Origin of the sequence: Streptomyces sp. NPDC058001 (assembly GCF_042886315.1) — a bacterium.
In the GTDB taxonomy this organism is placed as follows: domain Bacteria; phylum Actinomycetota; class Actinomycetes; order Streptomycetales; family Streptomycetaceae; genus Streptomyces.
Genome location: NZ_JBHVQT010000005.1, coordinates 450,728 through 467,502, shown reverse-complemented (window position 1 = coordinate 467,502; position 16,775 = coordinate 450,728). Strand labels below are relative to the sequence as shown.

Annotated in this window: 18 protein-coding genes and 1 pseudogene; 8 read left to right on the top strand and 11 right to left on the bottom strand. The window is 67.4% G+C overall.

Annotated elements, in window-relative coordinates; genetic code table 11:
- The first annotated feature begins 29 nt into the window (after positions 1–29).
- Positions 30–497 (top strand): helix-turn-helix domain-containing protein, encoded by a 468-nt coding sequence (locus ACFVT5_RS14910; protein WP_389886687.1) that lies wholly within the window; start codon positions 30–32, stop codon positions 495–497.
- Positions 498–555: 58 nt separating this feature from the next.
- Here the strand turns inward: ACFVT5_RS14910 and ACFVT5_RS14905 are convergent, their stop codons facing one another.
- Together ACFVT5_RS14905 and ACFVT5_RS14900 are read right to left on the bottom strand one after the other, a co-directional pair.
- Positions 556–1,443: a helix-turn-helix domain-containing protein gene (locus ACFVT5_RS14905; protein WP_389886369.1), complete on the bottom strand. Its 888-nt coding sequence runs from the start codon at positions 1,441–1,443 to the stop codon at positions 556–558.
- A gap of 27 nt (positions 1,444–1,470) precedes the next feature.
- Complete coding sequence (locus ACFVT5_RS14900) at positions 1,471–2,226, bottom strand: helix-turn-helix domain-containing protein (RefSeq protein WP_389886366.1); 756 nt, start codon at positions 2,224–2,226, stop codon at positions 1,471–1,473.
- Positions 2,227–2,692: 466 nt separating this feature from the next.
- Here ACFVT5_RS14900 and ACFVT5_RS14895 point away from each other — a divergent pair, with 466 nt between their 5' ends.
- From ACFVT5_RS14895 to ACFVT5_RS14885, 3 genes are all read left to right on the top strand, one after another.
- Complete coding sequence (locus tag ACFVT5_RS14895; RefSeq protein ID WP_389886363.1) at positions 2,693–3,253, top strand: RICIN domain-containing protein; 561 nt, start codon at positions 2,693–2,695, stop codon at positions 3,251–3,253.
- A 93-nt stretch (positions 3,254–3,346) separates the two neighbouring features.
- Positions 3,347–3,475 (top strand): hypothetical protein, encoded by a 129-nt coding sequence (locus ACFVT5_RS14890; protein ID WP_389886360.1) that lies wholly within the window; start codon positions 3,347–3,349, stop codon positions 3,473–3,475.
- A gap of 33 nt (positions 3,476–3,508) precedes the next feature.
- Positions 3,509–3,922 (top strand): RICIN domain-containing protein, encoded by a 414-nt coding sequence (locus ACFVT5_RS14885; protein WP_389886684.1) that lies wholly within the window; start codon positions 3,509–3,511, stop codon positions 3,920–3,922.
- A gap of 90 nt (positions 3,923–4,012) precedes the next feature.
- Here the strand turns inward: ACFVT5_RS14885 and ACFVT5_RS14880 are convergent, their stop codons facing one another.
- From ACFVT5_RS14880 to ACFVT5_RS14870, 3 genes are all read right to left on the bottom strand, one after another.
- Positions 4,013–4,663 (bottom strand): hypothetical protein, encoded by a 651-nt coding sequence (locus tag ACFVT5_RS14880; RefSeq protein WP_389886357.1) that lies wholly within the window; start codon positions 4,661–4,663, stop codon positions 4,013–4,015.
- Positions 4,660–5,220, bottom strand: coding sequence for a SigE family RNA polymerase sigma factor (locus ACFVT5_RS14875; RefSeq protein ID WP_389886354.1), 561 nt, complete (start codon positions 5,218–5,220; stop codon positions 4,660–4,662). Before ACFVT5_RS14875 ends, ACFVT5_RS14880 begins: the two co-directional genes overlap by 4 nt.
- Before the next feature lie 72 nt (positions 5,221–5,292).
- Positions 5,293–5,841 carry a hypothetical protein gene (locus ACFVT5_RS14870; protein WP_389886351.1) on the bottom strand — a complete coding sequence of 183 codons (549 nt, stop codon included), beginning with the start codon at positions 5,839–5,841 and terminating at the stop codon, positions 5,293–5,295.
- Here ACFVT5_RS14870 and ACFVT5_RS14865 point away from each other — a divergent pair.
- The 4 genes and pseudogenes from ACFVT5_RS14865 to ACFVT5_RS14850 all read left to right on the top strand — a co-directional run bounded on the left by ACFVT5_RS14865 (position 5,793) and on the right by ACFVT5_RS14850 (position 8,355).
- Entirely contained in the window at positions 5,793–6,308 is a 516-nt protein-coding gene (locus ACFVT5_RS14865) for a transposase (RefSeq protein ID WP_389886681.1), read from the top strand. The two genes, ACFVT5_RS14870 and ACFVT5_RS14865, sit on opposite strands and share 49 nt — an antisense overlap.
- A gap of 93 nt (positions 6,309–6,401) precedes the next feature.
- Positions 6,402–7,193 (top strand): class I SAM-dependent methyltransferase, encoded by a 792-nt coding sequence (locus ACFVT5_RS14860; RefSeq protein ID WP_389886349.1) that lies wholly within the window; start codon positions 6,402–6,404, stop codon positions 7,191–7,193.
- Positions 7,194–7,281: 88 nt separating this feature from the next.
- Positions 7,282–7,575: pseudogene (locus ACFVT5_RS14855) on the top strand (transposase); the annotation flags it as partial.
- A 255-nt stretch (positions 7,576–7,830) separates the two neighbouring features.
- Positions 7,831–8,355 carry a hypothetical protein gene (locus ACFVT5_RS14850; RefSeq protein ID WP_389886347.1) on the top strand — a complete coding sequence of 175 codons (525 nt, stop codon included), beginning with the start codon at positions 7,831–7,833 and terminating at the stop codon, positions 8,353–8,355.
- A gap of 69 nt (positions 8,356–8,424) precedes the next feature.
- Here ACFVT5_RS14850 and ACFVT5_RS14845 read toward each other — a convergent pair whose 3' ends face one another.
- The 6 genes from ACFVT5_RS14845 to ACFVT5_RS14820 all read right to left on the bottom strand — a co-directional run bounded on the left by ACFVT5_RS14845 (position 8,425) and on the right by ACFVT5_RS14820 (position 16,664).
- On the bottom strand, positions 8,425–8,571 hold the full coding sequence (locus ACFVT5_RS14845; protein ID WP_389886344.1) for a hypothetical protein: 147 nt from the start codon (positions 8,569–8,571) through the stop codon (positions 8,425–8,427).
- A 78-nt stretch (positions 8,572–8,649) separates the two neighbouring features.
- Positions 8,650–10,038, bottom strand: a complete 1,389-nt coding sequence (locus ACFVT5_RS14840; RefSeq protein ID WP_389886342.1) for a flavin monoamine oxidase family protein — start codon at positions 10,036–10,038, stop codon at positions 8,650–8,652.
- Between the two features lie 214 nt (positions 10,039–10,252).
- Entirely contained in the window at positions 10,253–13,213 is a 2,961-nt protein-coding gene (locus ACFVT5_RS14835; RefSeq protein WP_389886339.1) for an aminotransferase, read from the bottom strand.
- 213 nt (positions 13,214–13,426) lie between these two features.
- The gene (locus ACFVT5_RS14830; RefSeq protein WP_389886336.1) at positions 13,427–13,867 is read right to left on the bottom strand and encodes an Lrp/AsnC family transcriptional regulator; all 441 of its coding nucleotides are present in this window, start codon (positions 13,865–13,867) and stop codon (positions 13,427–13,429) included.
- 298 nt (positions 13,868–14,165) lie between these two features.
- Positions 14,166–15,218: a LacI family DNA-binding transcriptional regulator gene (locus tag ACFVT5_RS14825; RefSeq protein WP_389886333.1), complete on the bottom strand. Its 1,053-nt coding sequence runs from the start codon at positions 15,216–15,218 to the stop codon at positions 14,166–14,168.
- 303 nt (positions 15,219–15,521) lie between these two features.
- Positions 15,522–16,664 carry a glycoside hydrolase family 99-like domain-containing protein gene (locus tag ACFVT5_RS14820; RefSeq protein WP_389886330.1) on the bottom strand — a complete coding sequence of 381 codons (1,143 nt, stop codon included), beginning with the start codon at positions 16,662–16,664 and terminating at the stop codon, positions 15,522–15,524.
- Between the last annotated feature and the right edge of the window lie 111 nt (positions 16,665–16,775).

Sequence of the window (16,775 nt, the reverse complement as noted above, 5' to 3'; positions counted from 1 at the left end):
ATGACCGCATTCGACTTCCCGAGCCGGTGATGGAGGCTCGGCAAGTCGGACTGGCCTTCATCAACGAGGACCACGGCGCGGAGTTGGCGCGCGCCGTGGCCCGCAGCCTGGTCACCTATCCGCAACGGCCGTTCAACCAGGCGCAGATGAGCATGTTCACCGCCACCCCGGCACCGACGAACAGCGTGGTCGCGCGAACCGTCGACCGCATCGCCGGCCACCTGACCGCGACTGCACTGGCAGCCCGCGTCGGGGTGAGTGAACGCCACCTGACTCGGCTGTTCCTCGACCACCTGGGAAAGACACCGGGCCGATACGTCCGCGACGCACGCACCGAAGCTGCCGTTCACCTCCTGACGTCCGCCTCACTGCCCGTGGCGAGCGTGGCCGCACAGTGCGGCTTCAAAACCGCTGAAACGCTCCGCCAGGCGTTCGTCAGCAGCTTCGGAACACCACCGTCGCGCTACCGGGCAGCGCACAGCACACCGGCCATCTGACGCCGGCACCACACGGTCCCCACCAGCAACCACCACGCGGTGACCGGTCACCGCTCGGTCAGTCGGTGCTGCCGAAGCACTCCCTTTCGGGGCGGCCGGAGGAGGGTCGGTAGCACGCGCGTAAGTTCGCGGGGCGAGGGGCGGCGATCATGGCCGTCGTCGTAACTTCGTTGCCGGCCGGCCGTGCTGTCCCGACGGTGCTCTGGGGGTGTGCGTCGGGGCCGGAGATGTCGATGCGGAAGCCGGGATGCGTGGGCCAAGCGCGGATCCATCCGGCCCGGCAGCTCGGGCTGAGCCGGATTTCGAGCCGGGTGCCGTCGGCTGCCGTGTGGGACGCCGTGGTGACGGGATCCTCACACGCCGTCGTACGCGGGTTCCGGCCCTCGCACGACCGCAACTGGCATACGGGCGGGCGGGTGGCCGTCCGTGACGTAGTGGTGCGGGACGCATGGATGACGGCGGCGGGCGTCACCATCGCCGCGCACACCAGGATGATCCCGGCCGCTGTGCTCATGGGCCGCTTGTCGATCACTGCGGATGCCACCAGCAGCAACTTGCGTGCTCGGCCGACGAGTTGTGCGGTAAGCGGGCCGTCAAGTACGGCGGCATCGCTGTCGGAAGGCAGCGGGGATGCCCCTTCGGAACCGGAGGACGTCGTATGGCCGCGTCCGCTCCAGGCCGCGTCCGCCAGTGCCCACCGCGCCAGGAGTTCGTCCTCGGTCCGATGCGCTGCCCGGCACAGGGCTCTAACGGCGTGCCGCGGCGGGAACTGTTTGCCGTTGAGGTATCGCTCCCAGGACGACTTGCTGATCGGTGTGGCTCGCGCCAGTTCGGTGAGAGTGAGGCCGCTGCTGTCCTTCAGGTCGCGCAGGTCGGTGACGAGACGTGAGCAGGCGGCGGGCAGATCTTGGGGCAGCTCCCGCCACCGAGCCGCAGAGTGCGCCATTCCCCCGGTCCTCTTCCTCATCGTCGTCTAATCCACATGCCGTAGTAACGCCCATGCCTGCTCGCCGACCATCCCGTCGGCGGGTACATGGTCCTGGCGCTGCAATCGCTTGACCTCCGCCTCCGTACGGGCGCCGAAGTATCCGTCCACCTCACCGGGTGACAGCTTGTGGCGTAGGAGCAGGCACTGCACTTCGGCGGCGTCGGGGCCTGTCGCGTTGCGCATGACCAGGCGGGACGTGGTGGCGCTGTTCCCGGCGAACAACTGGTCGCCGTGCCGGGCGTAGGCGCACGTGTACTTGCCCACGCCCGCGCCGCCGGTCTCTGGGGTGGGCTCCCGCCAGGGGGCGGTGATCAGCAGGACCGAGGTGATCGCGGACAGCAGCAGCGCACCCGCGGCGAGGGACAGTGCCGCTACCCGGATCTCCGGCTCCGGATCCCGCTCCCGCCCTGCCGAACGCCCTACCGATCGGGCCTCCGACCTCGCTGCCGAACCACTTTCCGCCGACGTCACCGCGGCGGCGGCCCAGTTCTCCTCGGCGGCATCCCGCAAGGCCAGCAACGGCGTGACATCCGCACCGGCCATCCTCGCCAGCGCTTCGACGGCGACGCGAGGCGGCGGCGCGTTCCCGTTGAGATACCGCTCCCACGAGGACCTGCTGAAAGGCGTCTTCGCCTGGAGCGACGTCAGGCTCAGCTCACTGTGGTCCTTCAGCCGCCGCAGCTCCACCACGAGTTGCCGCGCCTGCGGATCAAGCGACCTGGGCAGCGCCTTCCACCTCACCGTGCCTCCTCGCCCGCTGTCGGATCCGCCGCGGGCTGCGGAACGCCGCACGACCAGGACGCCTGTCAGTCTGTACGCGTTCGGCGCCTCATGTGGGGCGTTCGCCTTCCGCGTCACTCTCGTGTGCTCGGGTCCGGCCGTACCGGCAGACGACTCGAAGCGCCCGTCACTTTCCCGGGAACACCCTCCCCGACCGCGTCTGCGCAGGTCACGGCCCGGGACGTCCCGAGACGTCTCAGGCTGCTCAACGCCCGTGGATTCGCGCCCTGTTCATCCAGCACGCTCGTGCCGACGGCAGACAGACGTCACGCCGAGACATGGACAGAGCACCCGGGGGGGGCGGACTGCCCGGACCATCCACGAACCACGAGCCACTCGGCGCACACCAAAGACCTCAGCGAACACCAGAGACCCGGCCGCCTCTCCGCGGCCGTGCTCACGCCGGGGCACAACGGAAAGGAAAGCTGTGAACTCACTCAAGCGTGTGGCATGGGCCCTGACGACCACGGCGACGGCGGCCGGCCTGGCCCTGAGCGCACCCACCGCGCACGCGGACATCAACCCCACGGCGTCGTCGCATGTCGTCGCGCTCAACGACGATCTCGCGCTGGTCCCCGCGAGCGCCGGATACAACTACATCGTCAACCGGCACAGCGGAAAGTGCCTGACTGTAGATGGCAACAGCAGCCGGAACGGCGCTCCCGTCAACCAGTACTCCTGCGTGCACAAGCACAACCAGCAGTGGCGCGCCTCCACTCAGAACACCGGCTTCCAGTTGCAGGCACGCCACAGCGGACGGTGCATGAGCGTCAAGGGCGGGAGCAAGCGCAAGGGAGCGCCCGTCATCCAGTGGAACTGCAACGGCGCGCTGGACCAGACGTTCATCGGCGTCCGCGAGACCCTCCGGCCCCAGCACAGCAGGCTCTGTCTGGCCATCAAGGGCGGCAGTACGGCCAACCGGGCGCCCCTGATCCAGTGGCGGTGCAGCGGGGCGACGGACCAGAACTTCAAGCCGCGACGTGCCTGACTTCCCGGGTGACCGGTCGAGAAGTCGTCCAACACGTCGCGAAGTCGCACAGCACATCGAAACAGCTCACTGAAGGAGAAGGGAATCGGGATCATGCGGGTCTACAAGCCGCTCGCGCTCACCGCGGCGGCGATCACGGTGGTCGGCGGACTGGTCGCGGCAGCCCCCGCCCAGGCGCGGCCTTCCGCCTCCACGACAGCACAGGCAGCCCGGACGGCGTAGAACGCGCCGCGCTTCCCCGGCACTTACCAATGGCTGCCGGAGCACTTCAGCGGCCCCTGCGTCACCGCCCATGGCGGCGTACGCAAGGGAGCGAAGGTGGACCAGTACCGCTGCGTCGGGTCGAAGAACCAGAAGTGGTACGTCGAAGCACTCGACATCTACAACGCCTACCGGATCCATCCGGCGCAGAACATGAACCTCTGCGTGGACATCCCGGGGAACTACCGCAAGGGCACACAGCTCATCCTCTGGAACTGCAACGGCCGCGCGAACCAAGGCTTCCTGTTCAACTGCGACTCAGGGCAGCGCCACTGCAAGATCTTCCCGTACGCGGGCGGCCACCGCGACAAGTGCCTGGCGGTGAAGGGCGGAAAGCACGCCAACAACACGCCTCTGATCCTGTGGCGGTGCAACGGGTCCCGCGATCAGAAGTTCACTTTCCGCTGACGGGTGCAGTCGGCCGGGACGGACGCTCCGCTGCCCGGAGTTGAGAACGGCTCCATGACTCTCATGGGCCGCTGGGTTGCGCCGGACGGATCACCGCTTGCCGGACTTGGCCAGCGACGCCAGGATCGCGCCGTCGGCACCCTTGACGGTGACGGTGATGTCGTCCGCCCAGGCATGGGCGTCATCCGCGTGGAAGGCGACCCATCCGGGGCGGCCGGGGAGCGTGACGATACGGGCGCTCACGGTCCGGCCGCCCAGGGACAAGGTCACCTCGGTGGGCGTTGCGGGGCCGCGATAGACGCCGCCCCAGACGGTGCCGCCGCCATCGCCGGCGGCGGTGACGGAGACCTTTCCTTCGGGCACCTCAGCCGGCTTCATCAACCGCTCCCCGGCGGATACCGACGCCTTCGGCCGCAGAAACATGCCCTGCTCGGTCAGCCACATCGTGCCGTCACGGCCGAGCATCACCTTCTCACCCGGATTCACCACCTTCACGGCCCACGGTGCCGCATCGGACGCCGCGGGAACCGGGGGCGTGGGCGAGGAATCAAAGGTCGCGGAGTACGCCACGCCGACCACCGGGACGAGAACTGCTGCCGTCGCGGCGGCAGCACGTATCGCCTTGTGACGTCGGCGGATCATCTTTCCCCGGCGCATCACGGCCGCCGTGGGGGCCGTTCCCACCGGTACGCCTGCCGCGGCCTCGTGGAGCGCCGTGGCCAGAGTCTCGTCCTGGTTCATCGGGGCATTCCTTTCAGCGCGACCGGGGCGCTCGGGTGCTCAGGGGCCTCCTGGGGGCGTCCGGTCAGAGCGGCCAGGACGCCGTCCTCGCGGAGCCCAGCCAGACCACGCGTGATCTGGCTGCGTACGGTGCTTTCCCGCGTTCCCATGGCCGCGGCGATCTGGGCGGGGGTCATGTCCTCGAAGTAGCGGAGCACCACCGCGGACCGCTGTCGCAGCGGCAGCCTGGCGAGCGCGTCGACGAGTGCGCCCCGGTGCTCTACCTGGGCGGTCCGGTCGGCCACCGCCGTCTCCGGAAGCCGGGCAGTGAACCATTCCCGGACGGCCCGCCGGCGGAACCCGTCCGCGTGCACGTGAATCATGATCTTGCGGACGTACGCGGCCATGTCGTCGCTGTGCCGCACCTTCTCCCACTTCACGTAGGCACGGGCCAGGGCGCTCTGGGCCAGGTCCTCGGCGTCGTGGTGGCTGCCGGTCAGCAGATACGCGGTGCGCAACAGGCTGGGCCAGCGGCCGGTCACGAAGGTGTGGAATTCGTCATCGTCGGCGTCACTCAAGCAGACCTCGCCAAGGTTCGACGTCCGGCCGCCGCTGCCGCCCCGTCCGGGTGCGGCAGCGGCGCCCCCTGACTAGCTCTGGACGGTGATCGAGGGCTTCTCGGAAGCCTGGCCCTTCGTGTCGAAGGCGTAGTAGGCAACCCAGCCGGGCTTGCCGGCGAGGGTGACGACCTCGGCCCGTAGGGTCCGGGCTCCGAGCTTGATGGTGACCTTGGGCGTCGCGATCACCGGACTGCGGTAGATCCCCGCCCACAGTGCGCCGGAAGCGTCGCCGCGGGCGATTGTGGACACCTTCCCGGCAGGTACGTCGGCGACCCGGATGACATCCGGCTTGTCAGTGCCCGAGGACTTCGCGGCCTCGATGTTCAGGCCCGTCGCCGTCAGCCACAGCTTGTTGCCGGCGACGGTGATCCGCTCACCCGGAGCGACCACCCGCACGGCACCGTCTGTGGAGGCCGCCCCCAGGGACGCAGGCGCGGGCGCCGCCGACACAGGCGACGCGCCGACGGACGACGCGACCGCCGACCCCGCGCCCGTCGCAAGGACCGCGGCGCCCACCGCCACAGCCGGCCATACGCGTTTCCGCAGGCGCGAACCGATGGAAGGTCCGATGGAAGTCATCGACAACTCCTCTGGATCAAACAGCCCAGCCTCCAGCCACCCGGGCCGGAGCGGACAGGCCCCGTCGACCCATCCACCCCCCAGACAGCACCCGCGCTACGAAACGCTGCTTCACCCGGCACCCCAGCGCATGTGGCGCGCGTCACACACGTTTAGGGGGGCACCGTCCCGCACCAGGTCTCCGCCCACGGGAACAGGTCGGCGATCTGCTGTACCGGTTCCACCGCCGATGCGCCGACGCCGACCTTCCCGAACTGCAGCGCCCAGCCACAACCGCCGAGACATGGTGGCCAGAGATCCTTGCGTTCCTGCACACCGGGATCACCAACGTCGGCTCCGAAGGCACCAACCGGGTCATCAAGACAATCGCCCGCGACGCGTACGGCTTCCGCGACCCCGGCAACCAGCGCTTACGCACCCGCTACGCGACCACCCGTCGAGCCCGTGGACACCTTGATGCCCGCTAATTTCGTTGAGCCCGCACCCTGCAATCGTGTTGGCTGGCGGCACCGAACTGTCAGTACCGCAGGTGTCCGCTTGGCTGTAGCAGGGAGTTAAACGTGCAGGACATTGTTGTCGACCCCGTTGCCCACAATCGGGCAGCCTGGGACAAGTATGTCCAAGAGGGCAACGAGTGGTCGAGGCCGGTGAGTGCTGAGGATGTCGAGCGCGCCCGCATGGGCGACTGGTCGATTGTTCTCATCGGGCATGAGCCAGTCGACCGCTCCTGGCTGCCGACGGACCTGACCGGCAAGGACGTGTTGTGCCTGGCCTCCGGCGGTGGCCAGCAGGGTCCGATCCTCGCCGCCGCAGGGGCGCGGGTCACCGTATTCGACAACTCACCCCGCCAGCTCGGCCAGGACCAGATGGTGGCGGCGCGCGACGGACTCGAGCTGCGCACCGTCCTGGGCGACATGCGCGACCTCAGCGCCTTCGGCGACGCAACATTCGACGTCGTATTCCATCCGGTCTCCAACCTATTCGTACCGGACTTGGCACCGGTGTGGCGTGAGTGCTTCCGCATCCTGCGACCGGGCGGAACTCTGCTCGTGGGCTTCCTCAACCCTGATGTGTACTTGTTCGACCACGAGGCGCTCGACGAGCGCGGCGAGTTGATCGTCGTGCACAAGCTGCCCTACAGCGATGTCACGCAGTACTCCGCCGAGGAACGCGCCACGAAGTTCGGCGCGGATGCCGCTCTTGAATACAGCCACACCCTCACCGACCAGATCGGCGGGCAACTCGCCGCGGGGTTCGTCCTCACCGGCTTCGCGGAAGCGCCGCACCAATCCAACGCATCCGCTCAATACATGTCGAACTATTTTGCGACGCTGGCGGTCAAGCCGGGCTGACCCGGCCGTGGGGCCGGCCGAGACGGCCGTGTCTCCGAATGGCCAAGTGGAGCGCTCTGCCAGCCCGACCCCCCATTAACTTCGCTGAGCCTGCATCGCTGACGTGCTGGCCCTCGACGAAGACACCGTGTGGGCGGTCGACGTCGCCGACGGCATGGCCACTCTGCTGATCGGCGTGCTGCTTAGCCACGGCCAGCGGCTGCTCTACATCCCCGGCCTCGCGGTCAACCGGGCGTCGGCCTGCTCCCTGGGCATGGGCAAGACCGATGCCAAGGACGCCACCGTCATCGCCGACCAGGCCCGGATGCGCCGCGACCTTACCGTCCTGCGACCGGACGACGAGCACGCTATCGAGCTGCGGGTCAGTCCGTCTCCGAGGCGGACACCGCTCGTGACCTGGTCACGGATCAGCGTGAGCGGGGCGTCCTGAAGAAGATCCGCGAAGTGGCCGAGCGTTGTTCGGCCACAGCGGGTCTGGAACTCCATCTCCAGGGCGACCAGGAGCTGTACGGCGGCGGGTTCCTGAGCGGCGACCGCTTCCACCGAACGGTGACACACAAGAATCTGGATACGGACACGATCGGCGCCGACAAGCCCTCAGGATGGGCATGTGCATTCGACAAGACGACTCCCCACCGTGCGACTGGGGTTCCTGTGGCGCTTCTCAGGCGTAGGTCCGGGCTGTCTCCTGGGCCTCCTGGTGGCTGTTGTCCTCGGCACGAGCGGGGCGGTGAACCGGCTGGGCGTCGGTACCAGCCTGCTGATCGCCGCCTTGGCCGTCCCCGTGGTGGCGGTGCCCGCGCCCAGAAGCTTCTGGATACGCGCCGACAGCAAGGGCCTCACGCTGTCGCGAGGCATGCTGCGCCGCCGGTACGGCTGGCACGACATCACCGGCCTTGACATGGACTTCGGCGAGGACCCTGATTCGGGCGCAGGCCGCCTCACCATGCGGTTGCGCCTGTCCACGACACCCATCACCGGCCGCGGACCACTCATCGGCGTTCTCGGTCTCGCCCCCGAGTCTCAGGTGCGGGGAACCGCACCACGCCAGCTCGCGGACGTGTTCGCCCTCCTCGCCACCCATAGGGTCCCCCTCGCCGACTCAGGCTTCGTGGACCGTGTCTTCGCCGCCCACGGCCTCGGGCCGCACTCCAGCAAATGACCCATCGCCGCTGCCTCCCACAGTTGGGGAGACAGCGGCGATGACGCGCGGAACCGGATCGGGCCGAGGTCAGACTTCCTGCGGGGCCTTGCTCGCAGGTGATGCCTCGTCCGAGGCGTAGAGCGGTCGCTCGGCGTTGATGTCGCTCAAGTCGCGCCCCCGCGTTTCCTTCAACGCCGCCACCGTGACGGAGGTGACCACGGCCGCGACGGACATGTAAGCGGCGACCGGCGTCGCCGAGCCGAAGTCCTTGAGGAGTTGACCCGTCCGCAGCGTGCTGAGTATCAGATGGCCTCACTTCGAAGGGGTCACACCCCGTGTGAGTTCGACCAGGGAGATCGGTGAACCGAGGATCCGCTCGGCCGCTCGATGCCCTGAGCAGAGCGCGCCGTGGACGGTAGCTGGGTCGCGCCCCCAAGTCGCTTCTCCCGCAAAGTGGAGAACGCCGCCGACGGGTCCTGCCATCGCATCGTGATCATCGTGCGAGGAGCCGACGGCGACGTAGGAGTACGAGCCGAGGGCGAGAGGGTCGATGCCCCAGCGTGTGATCCAGTGAGCCACGGGTCCAGGGACGGAGTCGCCGTAGATTTTACGGAGGGAGCTGAGCACCGACGAGACGACTTCTTCGTCGGTCTTCTGTTCAATCTCCCGCCCCCAAGCGCCGCCGGCGAAGGTCAGCAGCATCGGTTTACCGCTCACCACGGAGACGTCGTACCAGGAATGCCAGGGGACGCCGGCCCTGCCGTGCTGCCGGATCGCATAGACATCGTCCTGCCACCACCGGTCTGGAAACTGCAGGAAGATCTTGTTGAACACACCCATTCCGAGTCGAGCGATCGGTCCCGCTACGACGTCGGGCAGAGGGGGTGTGAACTCGATCGCCCCCGCTTTGAGGACGCCCAACGGCACCGTGACGATCACGTGGGCGGCCTCGAAAGACTCGTTCTCCGTGTCGACACGCGTCCCTGTAGGCGACCTGGTGATGGCAGTCACGGTCATTCCCAAACGCACGTCGAGGTCTTCTGCGAGAGCCCTGGGAAGCACATCGTAGCCACCCGGGAAGACCACTTCGTCACCTTCGATGGTGTCCTCGTCGAGGGCGTGAGCGGCGACCTGTTCGATCTCTGCGCCGCATTGCTCCTCCGTCCGGTGCCGATAGAACGCGCGGACCCGTTCGGCGCGTTCGAGTTCCCATCCGGTCGCGGCAAGGGCGCGCTCGGCCGCAGTGGCGTAACTCTCGTCGTGGTCGGCCTCCGCGGCAGTCAGCGTGAAAAGATCATCTGCCGTGTCGACGTCGATGGTCCACTGCCGTGTCGCCTCGTCGTCCAGCAAGCGCCGCGATTCGTCGTAGTCGGCGATCGGCCGACCGCCGGCCTGGAAGCTCCCCACCGTGAATTCGCGCGTCTCCATCCCGAGCGCGGTGACAAGTTCCGTGAGTGGGTTGCCGGTGAGGCCATGGATCCATGAAGCGCCACGGTCGACGGAGAACCCTGCCGTGCGGTCCGTCCACATGCGCCCACCAACACGGTCTCGCGCCTCAAGCACGATCACACGTTGTCCTGCGGCGTGAAGCAGTCGCGCTGCGGTAATGCCAGCAATTCCCGCGCCGACGACGATAGTGTCCATCATCTTCTCTCTTCTCCAGGAATCTTGAGGCGAAGCTATTCGTCGAGGCGCGAACACCTGGATGTCACGCTTGAGCGAACGCTTGCGGAAGCGTGGAAGTACGGAAACAGTCCCGGCCTCCGGGGGGCATCGCCGAGACGAGCCTCAAGAAAGCGCCGCAGTCGGTGAGTTCAGAGACGATTGCGCCACATAATCGCCTCCGATCGCCGGCGTACGGCGGCTTCGACTGACCCGCGTACGCCCCCGGACCCCGACCCGCGGACGTACGACGTCAGGCGGCGTATCCGAATTGGGTGAGCGCGCGGTCGAGCATGTCGGCGAAGAAGTCGGCCGCGGTGGCGTCGATGCACAGCGGTGGCTTGATCTTCAGGATGTTGAGGTGGTCGCCGGTCGGCTGGACAACCACGCCCAGGCTGAGCATGCGATCACACAGTTCGGCGGCTTCCTGCGTGGCGGGTTCCAACGTGCCGCGGTCGCGGACGAGTTCCAGGCCGAGGTACAGGCCCGAGCCATGCACGGCGCCGATGATGCTGAAGCGGTCGGCCAGCGCCTCCAGGCGCTTCTTGAGGTGGCCGCCGACGCGTACGGCATTGCCCTGGAGGTCTTCGTCGCGCAGGGTGTCCAGGACAGTCAGGCCGACAGCGCTGGAGACCGGGCTGCCTCCGGTGGAGGAGAAGAAGTAGCCCTGGTCCCGGTACCGGTCGGCTACCGCCTTGGACGTGATGACGGCGCCGAGGGGATGCCCGTTGCCCATGGCCTTGGCCACGCAGACGATGTCGGGGACAACCTGCTGCTGTTCGAAGCCCCAGAACCACTGGCCGAGGCGGCCGTAGCCGACCTGGACCTCGTCGGCGAGGGCCAGGCCGCCGTGTCGACGCACCGCGGCGTAGACATCGGCGAGGTAGCCGTCGGGCAGGGGCACTCCCCCGGCGTTGCCGTAGAAGGTCTCGCCGATGAAGGCTCCTGCCGGGCGGCCGGACTCGGCCAGTTCGTCGATCGAGGCGACTGCCTCGGGGGCGTAGCGGCGCGCGTTGGGGCCGCGATGGCGTCCGCGGTAGGAGTTGGGCGAGTCCACGGTGTGCACCCAACCGGGGCGGGTGGCGAGGGCGTTGGGGTTGTCCTGGAGCGAGGTGGACACTGCGTCGGAGGCGTACGTCCAGCCGTGGTATGCCTCGCGCAGGGCGACGACATCAGGCTGTCCGGACGCTCCGATGGCCAGCCGGATGCCCAGATCGACTGCCTCCGAGCCGGAGTTGACCAGAAACACCGTGTCCAGCGGGTCGGGCAGATGGGCGATCAGGCGTTCGGTGAACTCCACCACCGAGGCGTAGTGGAAGCGCGAGTTGGTGTTGATGCGCCTCAACTGCCGTGCGACGGCCTGCTCGATGCGAGGGTGGGCGTGGCCGAGTGGGGTGACGTTGTTGACCATGTCGAGGTAGGCACGGCCGTCGGTGGAGAGCAGGTGGTGGCGCCAACCGCGTTCGATCCGGGGCGGGTCGGCGTAGTAGTGCTCCTGCACAGTCGCGAACACGGCGTCGCGCCGCGCGAGCAGGTCCGCCTGGCCGGTGGGGCCCGCGACGGGGAGACCGAGGAGCGGGGCGGGGTCGGTGGTGAGCGCGAGCCACCCGGCGGCGTACTCGGGGCGCACCAGGCGGGGCACGGCAGGACTGTCGGGGTTGTGGATCGCGATGTGGAGCTTGGTGTCGGACGCGAAGTGGGCGAGGCCCTCGCCCGCCTCGACCGTTGTACCGGTGGTGACCAGCGGGTGGACCATGTCGGGGAAGGCCAGGGTCAGCACCTGGGGGCCGTACGTGATCTCCAGTCGGCCCGGTTCTGCCGCGAGAATCCTTCCCGTGGCCGGGGCCTGCGCTGAGGCGGGCCGGTCGAGCCACAGGTCCATGCCGGTGGACACCGTGGCGGGGGAAACAGCTGACAGAGGTGGTGCCTGGGTGAGACGGGCCTGTCCATATCGGGTGGCTGCGGCAGCGGCTCCCTCCGCGAGCGCCAACTCAGCCAGCCGGTCCTCGACGCCGGCTTCGCACCAGGCCCCGTGGTCCATGGCGCCGGCGCCGGTGGTCAGATCCAGGACGGTGATGTCGTCGGCGGCCAGGCCACGCAGCAGCAGCGACTGCGGCGGTGCGTTCACGGTCGCCGGTGCGTCGGCCAAGCCGAGCGTGTCCTCGACAAGGTGCGTCATCACAGCCAGGGGCAGGCTTGTGGCCTGCTCGAATATCCGCCACTCGCGTTCCAGCGCGGCCTTGACGTAGGAGTTGTCCTCGTCGAGGGCGGCTTGGTGGCGGCCACTGACGACCAAGACGGCCCCACGCAGGACCACGAGCGGCCAGAGCGCCTCCGCCTCCGCCGCCGACAGCGGACGTACGTCGTGGAAGGCGCGGACCGCCGGCAGCACGTGGTGGGGTTCGACACCGTCGTGGTGGAGCGTCGAGGACAGGGACACGGCGAGTTCACCGACGGCCCAACTCATGGTCAGGTCACCGAAGTCGATGACTCCGTCGGGCACCGGCACATGGCTGTCGACGGCACGGATCAGGTTGTCGTCGGTGAGGTCGAGGTGCACGGCCTGCGTCGGCAGCTCGGCGGCGAGCCCCTGAACGCGTGCCCAGGCGGCTGCGGTCGCCTCACGTACGGCGGCTCGACGGTCGGGCTCGTCAATGTGCTCCGCGAGTTGCTCCACCACACGGTCGGCATGCCGGGGGTCCCACTGCAGCACCCGCTCAAGGCCCGAGTGCCGGAAGTCGCGCAGGGCCCGGCTGACTCGTCCGGCGACGGCGCCCATGGCCGTGACCGTGCCCGGGGACAGGTGCTGGGGGCCCGAGAGCGCGCCACCGGGCAGGTAGCGCAGCAGCCGTGCGACCGCCGGGCCGTTCTCGGTGTCCACCGCCTGGCATCGAGGGGACCCGTCGGGGTGGCGCAGAACCGTGGCGATACGCAGCTCAGGGTGCGCCTCGGCGATCAGTGCGGCGGCGGTGTCCTGGGCCTCGATCTCTGTCGGACCGAAGGCGGGGTTGGCGATCTTCAAGATCGCGAGGGCCTTGCTGTCGTCGGCGCGCAGCAGGAAGTTGGCGTCCTGCTGGCTCCCCAGCGCCTCTGCAGTCGCGGTGACGCCGAGGTGCCGCGCGGCGATCTGCTCCGCCTGATCCGCTGTCACCTGCGGTACTCGAAGCCCGTGCTCGCTGAAGAAGTCGATGGTGCGGTGCTCTACGTGCGACATGCAGGGGTCCTTGGCTGGCTGTGCGAAGCATGAAGTGGGTGAGCGTTCGGACGCCGCATGGGCCTGTACGGCAGATCAGTCCGCTCTTGGGAGGCTACGGGGAGCGTCGGCAACCGACGTTCCCGCGAAAGAGGCGCCCTTCTCGGGTGAAGCCGGGAGTCTAAGGAGGTGGGTGCCTCACCCGCGACCGCGGCATGTTCCGCCGGACGGGCTCTAACGGATTTCCCACAAGAACCGGTGGGTGTGGATGCCGAAGTACGGGAAGCTCTCCACGGATGCGACCCCATCGATGGTCCGTACGACGTCGTTGATGAAGTCCAGAAGATCGCGCGGCTTACTGCATACGACCTCCGCGAACAGGTCGAAGCGGCCAGAGGTCAGGACGGTGTAGACAACGTCATCGTGCTGGGAGAGCTCGTCTGCCACCACCCGGGAATCGCCCTCGATGCATAGCCCCAGGAGCGCCATCGTCTGCTGATTCATGGTCATCGGGTCGGTGACCCCGACGACCTGGACCACTTTGGCGTCAATCAGCCGCTGGAGTCGTAGCCGCGCAGCCGAGGGGGAAAGCCCCACCTTCGGCCCCAGATCGGCGTAGGGGATGCGGCCGTCGATCTGCAGCTCCCGCAGGATCGCGCGATCGATGGCATCCATGAAGCTCCTCTCCACTCTACGCAAACGACACATCACACACTCGTTTCAATCACTGTGACGGATCTGAACGCTAGAATCAACTGCTCAGACGACAGAATCGAGTGTAGGCCGCGTGGTGTGCACCACACCCTCCCCGGCTCGCCCGCGCCAATGTTCTGCTCGGTTCCCGGCCGTACCGGCGTGCGCGTGCCCAGTAGCGGCTCGGCATGCCTTCCCCGGTCTCACTGTTCTGGCGCAGCGCCATCATCAACTCGCTTGTGATGACCGGTCCGACGCTCACGACAACAGTTGGACGAAATCAGTGGTGGATAACGGTACGAAGGCTTGACCGTCGCACCACCAACTTGGGCTGGACCACGGCACACTCGTCCGCTGAGTCCTGGAGGTGCGGAGCCCCTTCCACAGCGAGCATACGGATGGCGTGCCGTGCGATCTCGGGCACCGACCGGGACACCGACGTCAGTGGGACGGCAGCCGTCGCGGAATGAATACTGTCTCCGTAGCCGATCAGCGCCATGTCTTCCGGGACGCTCACGCCTGCCTCGTACAAGCATTGCAGCACCCCTAACGCAAGTCTGTCGTCACCGCAGAAGACTGCGGTGGGCCTTTGCCGCAGGCCCAACAGAACGCGTGCAGCCTCTCTACCCGCGTCCACGGTCAAGGCGTGTGCCTGCAGGCCAAGTTCCTGACGAGGGGCAACTCCCGGCGCCCGCAGAGCCATGGCCACTCCCGTGGCGCGACGCCTGCTCCGCTGAGTGGCGGGCCCGTCAAGGTAGGCGATGAACTCATGGCCGAGTTGAAGCAAGTGCTGCACCACGGTCCGGGCTCCCGCCACGTCGTCCGTGTGCACCGCGTACCCCAAGCTCGCACCGTGGTCCTCGCCTGCCGTGACACAGGGCAGACCATAGTCGCGCAATGCGGTGAGTACCTGGTCGGTGTCGGTCTCCACGGCGACGACCACGCCGAGGACTCGCTGCGCAGCAAGGAAGGATGCGTACCGTGCACGGGAGGCGTCATCTGGGGTATCGGAGTGGACCATCACCCCAAGGCTGATCTCAGCGGCCACCTTCTCGACCTCGTGCGTCAGCTCGGCGCCGAAGGGATCAGCCCCTTGGGGTACTACTACGGCGACGACAGGAGACGGGAGCCCGTGCAGCTGTCGAGCTCCCTCCGTTCGTACGAACCCGAGTGCGTGAATGGTCTCCTGGACGCGCGAGCGGGTGGAAGGTGACACGAGGTTCGGCCGGTTCAAGGTGTTGGAGACCGTGCCGATCGAAACACCGGCTTCTCGAGCGACATCTTTGATACTCACTCTGCGCTGCATGATCAGGTTCTCCTCAACCACATACACGGTCGAGAATCAGGACCGGCGACACCTGTGCCGGCCCCACCTCGGGAACCGAATAGGAACCGCGGGCGGGGCATCAACTCTCAGCCCCCGAGCGGAGTCAGCAGGGGCCCTCGCCTGGCCTTGGTCCTCGCCCTACCCCCGACATCGGTCGTGTGGGGTGACGGTAGCTACCGCCGCTCCACAAAACAGTGTTGTCGGATCGGATGTCGGGTTAGCTTCAAGTGCAGGGCAGCGGCAGGTGTCACCCGCGGGCAATGTCACCGGCCTTGCGAACCATAAGATCGGAACCTGAGACGCGCCGGCTCAGTGTCTGGTACCGAACACTCTGCGTATCTGCTCAAGATGGCCGTACCCATAGACGGTGTCGGGCTCAAGATAGGTGCCCTCGGTCCACTCGTTCCATGCGTTGATGGTCACCAGTGGGGTCTGGGTCTTCGCGACGTACTTGTGCACCCTCTCAAGTGCCTGCCCAAAGTGCTCAGGCGTGCACTCCGAGATGATGTTGGTGTGGGGATAGCCATGGCGGGGGTCGTACCTGTCGGACTGTACGGTCCGCGGTGACGGGTCCCACCCGACGGTCACATTGGGATAGTAGGGCTGGTCGAACCTGGCAGCGAGGTTCTCCCAGCCCTTCTCCGCCTGCTCCAGGACGTCCGGGTACGGGGTGAGGAGCGTAGGCAGTGGGTGGTGGTGTGCCCATACGTAGGACGTCACGCTGTCGAATCCGAGTCGGCTCACCAACACCGCTTCGTCGAGCGCCACACCGTCCTGCGGGAGCACTGGCTGGTCCCGGGCGATGGCGTTGAGGTGGACGTCGCCGTGGCCTGCCCGGGCGGCGCGCGAGCGCAGATCGTCAAGCGCGGTCTTGGTCGATTCGATGCCACCGAGCCCATCGATGAGGGTGGAGAGGTCGTAGATCGACAGGTAGGGGCGGCCGTCGAGCCGCAAGTACGCTGGGTGATGAAAATACCGCTCCAGCAAGTACTCGGTGGCTGCTCGGAATTGGGCGGCATCGACGCTTCCCGACTCAAGCTCGGTGGCGGTCGTCCCGGACTTCCACGGGTGGATGTTGGTCCAATGATGGTTCGCCCACATGACGGCGAACTTCAGGTCGTGATCGGCCGCGGTGGGCATGAACGCTGTTTCAAGGGGACGCTCCAGGTAGGGGCGCCCGCTGTACCAGTACCAGTCGAAGATGAAGGCATCGACCCCGTGCCGGGTGGCCGTCTCGATCTTGCCGGCCATCACCGCCGGATCAGCTTCGTCCTCGCAGCCATGCAGCGGAACACGCGGCTGCGCGTGGCCCTCGAAGCGTGGGCCGGCCTTCTTCAGCACCTCCCACTCGGTCCACCCTTCGCCGTGCCACCGCTCGTTGCGTGGGTCGACGTGGTAGTTCGGGAAGTAGTACGCCGCTATCGTCACTTCACGCCTGTTCACGCCCGGCACCCCCAAATCTCCGAGGTGGCCGATGAGTTGAATGCAGATCTTTGGTCAATCACGACTGCGACTGTATTGAAGACGGAGCGCTCACGCTGCGGGCCGGATTGAGGAAAAGTA

Excerpts from the sequence above, each read along its gene's own strand:
- ACFVT5_RS14910 (WP_389886687.1), top strand. The coding sequence starts at position 30 with ATGGAGGCTCGGCAAGTCGGACTGGCCTTCATCAACGAGGACCACGGC.
- ACFVT5_RS14905 (WP_389886369.1), bottom strand. The coding sequence starts at position 1,443 with ATGGCGCACTCTGCGGCTCGGTGGCGGGAGCTGCCCCAAGATCTGCCC.
- ACFVT5_RS14890 (WP_389886360.1), top strand. The coding sequence starts at position 3,347 with ATGCGGGTCTACAAGCCGCTCGCGCTCACCGCGGCGGCGATCACGGTG.
- ACFVT5_RS14880 (WP_389886357.1), bottom strand. The coding sequence starts at position 4,663 with ATGAACCAGGACGAGACTCTGGCCACGGCGCTCCACGAGGCCGCGGCA.
- ACFVT5_RS14870 (WP_389886351.1), bottom strand. The coding sequence starts at position 5,841 with ATGACTTCCATCGGACCTTCCATCGGTTCGCGCCTGCGGAAACGCGTA.
- ACFVT5_RS14845 (WP_389886344.1), bottom strand. The coding sequence starts at position 8,571 with ATGTCCGTCGCGGCCGTGGTCACCTCCGTCACGGTGGCGGCGTTGAAG.
- ACFVT5_RS14835 (WP_389886339.1), bottom strand. The coding sequence starts at position 13,213 with ATGTCGCACGTAGAGCACCGCACCATCGACTTCTTCAGCGAGCACGGG.
- ACFVT5_RS14830 (WP_389886336.1), bottom strand. The coding sequence starts at position 13,867 with ATGGATGCCATCGATCGCGCGATCCTGCGGGAGCTGCAGATCGACGGC.